At 38.2% G+C, this 10,453-nt stretch carries 13 protein-coding genes and 3 tRNA genes; 1 reads left to right on the top strand and 15 read right to left on the bottom strand.

The features are described from left to right. Positions 1-10 precede the first annotated feature (10 nt). From RZN25_07750 to RZN25_07735, 4 genes are all read right to left on the bottom strand, one after another. Positions 11-85: transfer RNA gene (locus tag RZN25_07750), tRNA-Glu, on the bottom strand. A 19-nt stretch (positions 86-104) separates the two neighbouring features. Continuing rightward, positions 105-195: transfer RNA gene (locus RZN25_07745), tRNA-Ser, on the bottom strand. Between the two features lie 3 nt (positions 196-198). Continuing rightward, positions 199-273: transfer RNA gene (locus RZN25_07740), tRNA-Asn, on the bottom strand. A 184-nt stretch (positions 274-457) separates the two neighbouring features. Then, on the bottom strand, positions 458-904 hold the full coding sequence (locus RZN25_07735; GenBank protein ID MEQ6376718.1) for a SprT family protein: 447 nt from the start codon (positions 902-904) through the stop codon (positions 458-460). 116 nt (positions 905-1,020) lie between these two features. Between RZN25_07735 and cmpA the strand changes: the two genes are divergently transcribed. Further along, complete coding sequence (cmpA, locus tag RZN25_07730; GenBank protein ID MEQ6376717.1) at positions 1,021-1,131, top strand: cortex morphogenetic protein CmpA; 111 nt, start codon at positions 1,021-1,023, stop codon at positions 1,129-1,131. A 420-nt stretch (positions 1,132-1,551) separates the two neighbouring features. Here cmpA and RZN25_07725 read toward each other — a convergent pair whose 3' ends face one another. The 11 genes from RZN25_07725 to RZN25_07675 form a co-directional block, all read right to left on the bottom strand. Next, complete coding sequence (locus tag RZN25_07725) at positions 1,552-3,717, bottom strand: Tex family protein (GenBank protein ID MEQ6376716.1); 2,166 nt, start codon at positions 3,715-3,717, stop codon at positions 1,552-1,554. A gap of 542 nt (positions 3,718-4,259) precedes the next feature. Then, complete coding sequence (locus tag RZN25_07720; protein MEQ6376715.1) at positions 4,260-4,865, bottom strand: PP2C family serine/threonine-protein phosphatase; 606 nt, start codon at positions 4,863-4,865, stop codon at positions 4,260-4,262. Further along, a complete protein-coding gene (sigB, locus tag RZN25_07715) occupies positions 4,862-5,653 on the bottom strand; it encodes an RNA polymerase sigma factor SigB (protein ID MEQ6376714.1) in 792 nt (263 codons plus the stop codon). The genes RZN25_07720 and sigB overlap by 4 nt, the downstream gene beginning before the upstream one ends. Next, the gene (gene rsbW / locus RZN25_07710; protein MEQ6376713.1) at positions 5,625-6,104 is read right to left on the bottom strand and encodes an anti-sigma B factor RsbW; all 480 of its coding nucleotides are present in this window, start codon (positions 6,102-6,104) and stop codon (positions 5,625-5,627) included. The genes sigB and rsbW overlap by 29 nt, the downstream gene beginning before the upstream one ends. Next, complete coding sequence (locus RZN25_07705) at positions 6,104-6,433, bottom strand: STAS domain-containing protein (GenBank protein MEQ6376712.1); 330 nt, start codon at positions 6,431-6,433, stop codon at positions 6,104-6,106. Before RZN25_07705 ends, rsbW begins: the two co-directional genes overlap by 1 nt. A gap of 70 nt (positions 6,434-6,503) precedes the next feature. Beyond that, positions 6,504-7,514 (bottom strand): PP2C family protein-serine/threonine phosphatase, encoded by a 1,011-nt coding sequence (locus tag RZN25_07700; protein MEQ6376711.1) that lies wholly within the window; start codon positions 7,512-7,514, stop codon positions 6,504-6,506. 13 nt (positions 7,515-7,527) lie between these two features. After that, entirely contained in the window at positions 7,528-7,929 is a 402-nt protein-coding gene (locus RZN25_07695; GenBank protein MEQ6376710.1) for an anti-sigma regulatory factor, read from the bottom strand. Positions 7,930-7,933: 4 nt separating this feature from the next. Continuing rightward, complete coding sequence (locus RZN25_07690) at positions 7,934-8,290, bottom strand: STAS domain-containing protein (GenBank protein ID MEQ6376709.1); 357 nt, start codon at positions 8,288-8,290, stop codon at positions 7,934-7,936. A gap of 4 nt (positions 8,291-8,294) precedes the next feature. Further along, entirely contained in the window at positions 8,295-9,161 is an 867-nt protein-coding gene (locus RZN25_07685) for an RsbT co-antagonist protein RsbRA (GenBank protein ID MEQ6376708.1), read from the bottom strand. Between the two features lie 567 nt (positions 9,162-9,728). Continuing rightward, positions 9,729-10,079, bottom strand: coding sequence for a type II toxin-antitoxin system PemK/MazF family toxin (locus tag RZN25_07680; protein MEQ6376707.1), 351 nt, complete (start codon positions 10,077-10,079; stop codon positions 9,729-9,731). A 4-nt stretch (positions 10,080-10,083) separates the two neighbouring features. Further along, a complete protein-coding gene (locus RZN25_07675) occupies positions 10,084-10,365 on the bottom strand; it encodes an antitoxin endoai (GenBank protein ID MEQ6376706.1) in 282 nt (93 codons plus the stop codon). Positions 10,366-10,453: the final 88 nt, after the last annotated feature.

The following is a 10,453-nucleotide window of genomic DNA, read 5'->3' as shown; positions in this document are numbered from 1 at the left end:
AAATTAAAAATGGTGACCCGTACGGGATTCGAACCCGTGATACCGCCGTGAAAGGGCGGTGTCTTAACCGCTTGACCAACGGGCCAAAGGCAAAAAAAAATAAATGGCGGAGAAGGAGGGATTTGAACCCTCGCGCCGCTTACACGACCTACACCCTTAGCAGGGGCGCCTCTTCAGCCACTTGAGTACTTCTCCATTTGGCTCCACCGGTAGGACTCGAACCTACGACCGATCGGTTAACAGCCGATTGCTCTACCACTGAGCTACGGTGGAATAATCTTACGACGATAAATATCTTATAACATTTAAAGCCGTCTGTCAAACCCAAAAACCAAGAACTTTTTCCAAAAAAACTTGACTTATTTTGAAGAAAGCTTGTCTCTTTTTGGGGCTTTATTAATTTAACATGAGTCTAATCATTCGTCAACCTCTTTTTCAACTTGAAAAATATGCTAAATTATTGCTTTTCCAACTTTCCTCGACAGTGTCCGCACCTATATCTTTTGACATCTATTTTCCTCTTCCTGTTATAGACTTGCCCACATTGTTTACATCTATAACTATGAATGGTTTGCTTTTTTTGATTGGATGGAAGTGGACTGCAAAAGCGTGGTGATCCGGTTTTCTTTAATAACTCTCTAAATTCAGGGTCTCGATGTTGATACCCTTTTCCTTGAATATGAAGATGATAGTGACATAGTTCGTGTTTAATAATCCCCTCCATGGCTTCTTCACCCAACTCATGTAAATACTTAGGGTTTAATTCTATTTTGCGCTGAGAAGGAATATAACGCCCACCTGTAGTACGAAGACGTGAATTAAACGATACTTTGTCGTTAAAAGAGATATGAAAATACTTTGCTGATATCTCTGACACCCATCGATGAAGTTGATCCTGATCCATTTATTTCACACCTTGCACGTTTTTTTAGGATTCATCATATTTTAAAACAAATAGGTTTGCTAATAGTTGTCTTACGGGTAGTAAAGAAGTAAACCAATGAAAGAGAGGTGCAGCCCATGCCTAACTGGTTTCAAAAACAAATGACCAAAGCCTTTCTGGAGAAAAACAAAAACCAAATTCGCATGCTGAACCAATGTTGGTTTTTTTACAGGCGTACACAGACATAGAAATAGCTGTACCTATCATACTTATTGATAGTAGGAACTGTCTACTAATTGAACTACTCCCCTTACCTTATTAGGTTTAAGAAGGAGTCTTCTCTCGTGGCACCAATAAACCTATGGAAGGATATGCGAAAATTTGCCATTCAATAAAGTGAAACTTCAATCAGTTGGCAGTCCCCTCACTGATTGTTAGCACCCAAGGGCATGGCCTAAAGGCCCTTGAACCAATCGGACATTTACAGGCAAGTGTATCCCCCACCTACTCTTTTTGTTTCCCTTAAGACTTGAGGTAGGGGTATTACTCCCATGAAAATAAAATATTAAATTTTTCATCCTTGTTGGGTGAAGCTTGCTGCGCCCTTTCATAGAAACAAAGAAATAATACAAAACCGGGCATAAAATTATGTCCGGTTCTTTTTCATATTATCCTACCATGGTCAATGCAATTCGACCTTTATCAGCATCGACGGTTTCAACCCAGACTGTAACAACATCTCCAACGGATACAACATCTAATGGATGTTTCACGAATGAATTAGATAGCTTCGATATATGGACAAGTCCATCTTGTTTTACTCCAATATCAACAAATGCACCAAAGTCTACTACGTTACGAACTGTTCCTTGAAGCTCCATTCCTTGTTTTAAATCTTCCAATGAAAGCACATCTTTTTTCAATAGAGGTTTCGGAAGGTCATCACGTAAATCTCGTTCCGGTCGGATTAAGGCGTCCAGTGTATCTTGTAGGGTTGGAATACCAATCCCTATTTCTTCAGATAGCTCAGATAAGGATAAGCCTTGAAGTTTTTTCTTCAGTTCATCTGTTCCGAGGTCAGCTGTTGTACAATTCACTTTTTGTAATAGAGCTTGGGCATGTGGGTAAGTTTCTGGATGTATTGGTGTCCGATCAAGGGGTTCTTCTCCATCCATAATACGCAAGAATCCGATAGCTTGCTCATAAGTTTTCGCCCCAAGTCTTGGGATATCCTTCAATTGTTTACGAGTTTTAAACTTCCCTTCCTCTTCACGCTTTTTCACAATATTGGTTGCCACAGCCTTGGAAAGTCCAGATACATATTGTAACAGTGGAGGGGAAGCCGTATTTACATTCACTCCTACTTGGTTTACAGCTGTTTCTACAACAAACTGCAAGGATTCAGAAAGCTGCTTTTGACTAACATCATGCTGGTATTGCCCGACACCAATAGACTTTGGATCAATTTTCACCAATTCAGCTAAAGGATCTTGAACACGTCGTGCAATGGACACCGCACTTCTTTCTTCCACATGAAGGTCTGGAAATTCTTCGCGAGCAAGAGCAGAGGCAGAATAGACACTTGCTCCTGCTTCGTTCACGATCATATACGGTATATCTAGTTTATGTTTTTTAATAACATCCGAAATAAACTGTTCCGTCTCACGAGAAGCTGTCCCATTTCCGATTGCAATCAACTCAATTTGATGTGTTTTAAAAATTTCTAATAAAAGCTTTTCAGAAGCTTCTTTCTCATTTTTTGGAGGAGTTGGATACATTACTTTTATTAGATTTACTTTCCCTGTTTCATCTATAACTGAAAGTTTACAACCTGTTCGATAGGCTGGGTCAACACCCAGAACCACTTTTCCTTTCAATGGTGGTTGCAATAGCAGGTTCCGTAGGTTCTTTGAGAAAACATCAATGGCTTGTATTTCCGCTTTTTCCGACAATGTATTTCTGATTTCCCTTTCGATAGAGGGCTGGATCAAGCGTTTGTATGCATCCTCCACAGTCACCTTTAAAAGCTTGCTGATGGAAGCGTCCGAAGTTTTAATAATTTGTCGATCTAAGTATTCAAGAATGTGATCAATAGGTGGGACTATAGAGACTTTAAGTATGTCTTCTTTTTCTCCTCGATTTAAGGCTAGAATCCGGTGTGAGGCCGCCTTACTAATCCCCTCTTCATATTCATAGTACATCTCAAATACGCCTTTTTCGTCTTTTTCTTGTTTTTTAACTTGGGAGGATATAGTTCCTTTTCGGAAAGTATCTTCTCTTATATAATCGCGAAATTTAGGATCATCTGAAATCCACTCTGCCATGATGTCCTGTACTCCTGCTAAAACATCCTCGATTGTATGTAACTCATGTTCTTCTGAAAGGTACTTTTCAGCTTCCTTCTCTAACTCAAAAGTTTCTTGTTTCCATACCATTTCAGCAAAAGGTTCTAACCCCTTTTCTTTAGCGATGGTAGCTCTTGTTCTGCGTTTTTGTTTATATGGACGATATAAATCCTCTACTTTTTGAAGTTGTTTGGATTCTAGAATTTCTTTTTGAAGCTCCGGTGTGAGTTTGCCCTGTTCATCAATCAAACGAATAACTTCTTCTTTCCTCTTTTCAAGATTTTGTCCATATTCCCACTTGTCCTGAATCGTTTTGATTTGAACTTCATCTAATGCACCTGTCAATTCTTTGCGGTAGCGCGCAATAAATGGAACCGTATTTCCTTCTGATAACAATCCAATAACTTTCTCAATGCTCACCTTTTTTATTTTTGTATCTTCTGCAATCCATTGAATAATTAATTGTTCTTGGTTACGTGTTTCACTCATATATGTATCCTCCTTTATCACAGCTTCTATTGTACCAAACTCTACTTAAAGCGCATAATGGCGTTTCTCTAAAAAGTCAAAAAGGGACAGCGACAAACCTAAGACAAGCAGCTCTGGAAACCGATCCTTTCCGTCAATGCCCTCATGTTTAGTCACATTCGCAATCTTTGAATCATTTAGGTGCTACTAAAAATCATTGGGTGCTGATTTTATACGTTAAGTGATGGTTTGAAAATTTTGAGTGCTAAAGAGTCTGTTTTAAGTGACGGTATTTTAAATCGCAGTGACGGTCTTGTGATTTGCGAGCTGGACACTTCACTTGAGTGCTAATAACTTTGTTTGAGAGCCGTCCACTCCATTTCTATATGCCATTTTCGAAAATTTATGTGACGATTTTCTTCAGTTCAATAAGGTTAGGTGGTTAAGTGCCGGGGTGTTGATTTAGGTGCAAGGAAATTACATAAATAATTTTGCAAATGAAAAAGATGATTCCTCTAATGATTATATGAGGAATCATCTTTATAAACAAAAAAACTTCTGTCTCATCCATCTCCATGATATTGAAAGGCAATTAAGGTTGTATCATCATCTATTTGATCTCCGTAAACCCCCTTAAAATAATCGATAATTTCTTTGCAACTTCTAGAATTTATGGAACGGTCATGGAAAAAGCGTTCATTTACCCCATCAGAATACATTAAAAATAAAGCATCTTTTGGTAAAGTTTCATGTTTAATCTTATATGGACGTGCGTACCCTGATAGATATCCAGCATTGGGTATGTTTCTAACTTTTTTTCCGGAATGATCAACAACAATGATACCGATATTGCCAACGGTAGTGTATGAAAAACGTTGTTTATCAAAATCAATTTTGATAATCCCTAGGACAACCCCACGTTTGGAGAGGAGTACCTCATTACATTTAATAATGAGCTCTTCTATGGAATGATGCGCGTTTGATCTAATTACATCAACCACAATTTCTGAAGATTCCTTAGCAAACCTTCCACTCCCTAAGCCGTCAGCTAATGCGCAAATGAATTGGTTATCCGATTCATAATATACATAACTATCTCCGCATTCGTGGTTTCCTGACTTTGGCCTTTGATACACATCAACTTGTACTTTTGCTTCTTCAAAACTCAATAATAGACCTCCGATGTTTCCGTTTGAAGAGCTGCTCGAAGTTTACGAAGGGCTCTTCGTTGTAATCGGGATACATGCATTTGAGAAATTCCTAATAATTCTCCGGTTTCTTTTTGACTTAAATTTTCAAAATAGGTATATCGTAATATTTCCTGTTCTCTTTCCGATAAAATAGGAAGGATTTTTTCTAGAAGTAGCTGTTGATTAACATGTTCAAACCCGTTCTCCTGCTTCCCAATTAGATCAAGGATGGTCACGGTACTTCCATCGAAATCCGCTTCAATTTTTCGATCAACAGAAAGGGCTTTGTAACTTTTTCCCATTTCCATTGTCTCTAGTATTTCTTCTTCAGAAGCTCCGATATGCTTTGCAATTTCTGGCACTGTAGGTGAACGTTGAAGATCAGTGGTCAGCTCCTCCACAGCATTCCGAATTTTCGGACCTAATTCCTTTATTCTTCTTGGAACATGGACACTCCATGTCTTATCGCGAATAAATCTTTTGATTTCACCAATAATGGTAGGGATGGCAAATGATTCAAATGATTTACCTAAAGATGGGTCATACCTACGGATGGCTGCTAGTAACCCTAACATTCCTACTTGAACTAAGTCTTCATGAATGGGACTACTTTTTGAATATTTCCTTGCGATTGATTCCACAAGATGCTTATAGGACACTACGATTTTCTCTTGAGTTTCCTCATCCTGTGGATTTTTTTGTAGCACAGAAATCCATTGGTAAACCTCATCCTCACGGTTATTGTGTGGTTGAGATTTGGTCGCCATTAAACCCCACCTCATTCTCTGTAAGGTATTTGGTCATAAGGACGATCACTCCTGAATTATTATTAATTTCAACCTTATCCATCAATGTATGAATCAAGTAAAGACCAAAGCCCCCCTCACGTAATCCTCTTACATCCTCCGTTTCTTTATAGGGGCCTATTTCTTTTTTAACCTCTTCTAATTTAAAACTTTCCCCTCGGTCAGAGACCATGATCTCTAAACGATTCATGTATATTCCAAAGCCAATGGTGACTTCTCCCTCACCAGTTTCATTATAAGCGTGCTTTACTGCATTTGTGATCGCTTCTGAAATAGCGACCTTCATATCTTCAATATCATCATAGGAAAAACCTAGGCGGTTCGCAATCCCAGAAACACTTAATCTTACCACTCCCACATACTCTGGTTTAGCAGGAACCTTCAGTTCAATGAAATCAAATTGTTCCTCCATTAATCGACACCCCGCAGCGTGGAATCAATATCCATAATCTCAATAAGTCCCGTGATTTTAAATAATCGATATACCCTTTCTTGTAAATTCACAAGTTTCATGGAACTATTATGTTCTTTGGTTGACTTTAATGCGCTGATAAATACACCTAAGCCCGTACTATCCATATATTGAATATCTGTTAAGTCAATTTTCACAACCGCGCCCTCTTCTTGAGTAAGAGGCAAAAGCTTTTCTTTTAATTGCGGCGCAGTGTATGCATCTATTTCTCCAGCTAAAACTAACACCATCTCTTGGTCTTTATTTTCTACCGTGACGCTTAAATCCATGACTCACCCTCCTGCAATTTCCTTATTATAGACATGACAAGAATGTACCCGTTTTTTGACGAAGCTAAACTTAGTTGGTTCCTCTTCTCAAGACAATCATAGTGAAATCATCACGCAATTCGAAATCCTGGATTCGCTCAAAATGTCGAAAAACTTCCTCCACCATCTCCTGAGCAGGTAAGGATTTATATTGTTCAAGAACCTGTATAATTTCATCTCGTTCGATAAATTGATCACCCTTTCGACATTCTGTTACACCGTCTGTCAAAAGAATGAGCATATCCCCTTTTTCGACTTTTTGAGTAAAAGATGCATAGCTCACCTTTGAATCCACGCCTAAAACTAATCCATTACCATCCATCGTATGAAAGGTTTGTGTATTTGATTCATAATAAAATCCAGGCTCATGTCCTGCTGAGGCATACGTAAATACGTGTTCATTGAGATTGTATAGACCAAACAACATAGTAATAAACATGCTGGGATCCACATCTTTTTCAACAACCCGATTTAAATTTTTTAATATTAGAGTTGGTTCTATGCGGTCGTGCGGAAAACTATCTAAAGAATATTTGATCATGGACATACATAACGCTGCTGGGACTCCTTTTCCCACCACATCAGCAATGGCCACACCCAAATGATCTTGTTGGTCATCAATGAAATGATAATAGTCCCCATTCATTTGCTTAGCAGGTACACTAATTACTCCAATATCCACACCTTTGATAGTGGGTTTTTTCGTAGACAATAAAGTCTGTTGCATATTTGCTGCTACTTCAATTTCAGATTTAATTTCCACCTGCTTTTCGCGTAAGACTTGATACTCTTGATATGCGAGCCCATAAGATATCATAGCCTCAAGGAGAAAATTAAATGAGTTTTTTATTTCATTTGTTAAATTTGGATATAACTGTTCCATAGCTTGTATATGAATATTAATAATTTCCTCAGGCGAGGTATTATGTTGGATTAGTTGTTTAATGATTTGCTCAGCCTGATATAACGCTTGTTCATCTTGACTATGAATATATTGACGAAGAAATTCTTTATAAGTCTTTAACTCTTGTTCAAGAGTCATCCAAAAATCCTCCCTATCGCAACCACTTCATAACTTTTACTTGCACACCCTCACCAGGTCTTGAGATAATATCGAACTCATCCATTAATCTTTTCACTCCAGGTAAACCAGCACCAAGACCACCAGAAGTGGTATACCCATCCTCCATGGCCTGACTGATCTCTTGGATTCCCGGCCCTTTATCTGATGCGATAATACATAATCCTTTGTGGGTCATATCTTCAATCACTTCAAAATTGATTTGGCCTGTACCAGCATATAAATAGATATTTCTTGCTAGTTCAGAAATTGCGGTAGCAATTCTAGCTTGGTCAACCGTACCAAACCCAAGTGTCTTTGCAATGTCTCGGCCAAGCTGTCGAGCCCCTACAATATCCCATTCTTGTTTTATTGGTACACAGGATTGGAAGTCCATCTGATCATTCCTCCAATTCCTGGCGAAGTTTAATCAACCCTTGTTCTAGATCTAGCGCAGTTGGAACATCTTGCAAATGGATTCCAAGATCAATTAACGTCATAGCTACAGCAGGTTGAATGCCAGTTAAAACCACTTTCGCCCCCATTAGATCTGACATGCTAACTACATCACCTAAAACCTTTGCAATAAATGAATCAATAATATCAACTGAAGTTAAATCTATGACCACACCCGTTGCACCTGAGCTATGAATTTTGTTCAGCAAATCCTCTTGAAACTGGATAGCCGTTTGATCATCTAAATCTATTTGGATAGATATCAATAAGAAATTGTGGAGCTTTAATATGGGTATTCTCATAGGATCACTCCTTATTTAGTGAATACAATATTGACTCAATATCTTTTTCATCGTTTCCTACATCCACTATTTTGCGGTCAGTAAGTTCTAAAGCAGAAGCAAATCCTTTCTTCAATGTGCTCTTTGTCGGGAATCGTGAAAGGTCAATTCCTAAATTTACAATAGTTTGAGCAATTTCCGGACGAATTCCCACTAAGATACAAGTGGATCCAATAAGCCGAACCGCCTCGGCAGCCTGTATAATATGATGAGCTACCATAGTATCGACTACAGGTACACCGGTAATATCTATTAAAACAACCTCAGAATGATGTTTAATTACACCTTCTAAAAGGTTCTCCATAATTTGTTTGGCACGTTCAGTATCAATAGTTCCAATAAGCGGCATAATCGTAATATTGTCCATAACAGGAATTAATGGAGCAGATAACTCCTGTAAAGCCATCTTTTGAATAGAAACAATGTTTTCCCAGCTTCCAGAATACTCATTCACAAGCTTAGTGATGATAGGGTCCACCCATGCATCGACACTATCCATCACTTTGCCAATATAATCTGTATGTATTTCGTTAGATTGAGATAAAATAAAATTAATGGTTACACGACGAAAGGTATGCATCCCTTCTGTTAAATAGCTTAATGGCCAGCCAAGATTAATTAAGCGTTCTGAAAATTTATCAATTTCTTGAGTTAAACCTTGTTTCTCTATACTTGAGAATATAACATTTACAAATTCTCGATTGGTAGACTCCATCATTTCCACAGAAATGGACTCTGTATGTTCGTTTTTCTGATTCTTAATTTCCTCAAGCCACATTCTTATAATCTCATCACTATGCTCCATCACTATTGCCTTCAAGGTTTGGTCCATATCCTTCCCTCCATCTATTCCATCATCATACAATATTATTATTGTGCCATTTCTCTAAAGGTTCTGCAAATAATCAGGACAGCCATTTGACCTTTTAAGCTAAACGTTAGAAAAACTTAAGTATAAAACGTATATAATTTCCGTTTATACATAATAAGAAAAGTGCAAGAGCGCCTCGAAACAAGAAAAACACTTGTTTCTGCGAAGAAGCTTTAAGTAGCTTTCCTTCCTGCGATTACTCGGGGCAAAAACTTCGAAGATTACTCGATGATGCTTTTTCGCTGGAGATAGACAAATTTTATACTTTTGTATGAAAACAGACCCTGTAAAACTTTTGTTTACGTGATCTAGTCACAATAGATGGTACTTCTATACCGTCACAACCCGTTTCTTATGCAGGGTATCCTTTTTCAGGATCCACCAATGTATATTTCGACCTGGTCATATTGTTATTAAAGGTATTCCCAAAGGTTAGGAATCCATTTTCATGGTAGATGGTGGCTCCGCGAAGCGAGCCATAATGATTTCTTATCTTGTAAAAAAGCTGCCCTCATTGGGCAGCTTTGTTTAAAAATCAATAAGACCTAAGCTAATTTGTAAAGATTCATCTACACGACTCATCATCGTTTCATCTAATTGAGTAATTTTGTCTGTTAGTCTTTGCTTATCTATAGTACGTATTTGTTCCAGCAATATTACCGAGTCACGTTCAAAACGATATTTTTTGGCATCAATTTCTACATGTGTAGGAAGCTTTGCTTTTTGTATTTGCGCAGTAATGGCCGCTACGATCACCGTTGGACTAAAGCGATTCCCAATGTCATTCTGGAGAATTAGGACTGGGCGCACGCCACCTTGCTCCGAACCAACTACTGGTGAAAGATCAGCAAAATAAACGTCGCCACGTTTAACGATCAAATCATTACACCCCACTCACTAGGCGCTCTGAGGTGTTTTCAGCCTCCTCTTCAGCTAGAAAGGATTCTGAAGCGATGTTTAAATTGATTTTTGCCATTTCCATGTAGCCCCGTCGCATTTTTTCACGAATTTGCGTTTTCTTTCGCTCACGCAAATACATTTTTGTAGCATTGTAAATGAATTCATCACGATCTCCATTTTCCATTTGAAGCACCACGTCCAACTCAGTTAAAAGATTTTCAGGTAATTTGATCACAATTTCTTGGGATCCTTTGGACACTACCATGCACCTCCACCATCAACTCTATTCGAACGATTTACATCCTCTTTTATGATACCACCGACTAATAGTCAATGCAAAGTCATTTTCAAGT

This window comes from Bacillaceae bacterium S4-13-56 (genome assembly GCA_040191315.1).
Lineage (GTDB): Bacteria > Bacillota > Bacilli > Bacillales > JAWJLM01 > JAWJLM01.
This window is presented reverse-complemented; position numbering and strand designations above follow the sequence as displayed.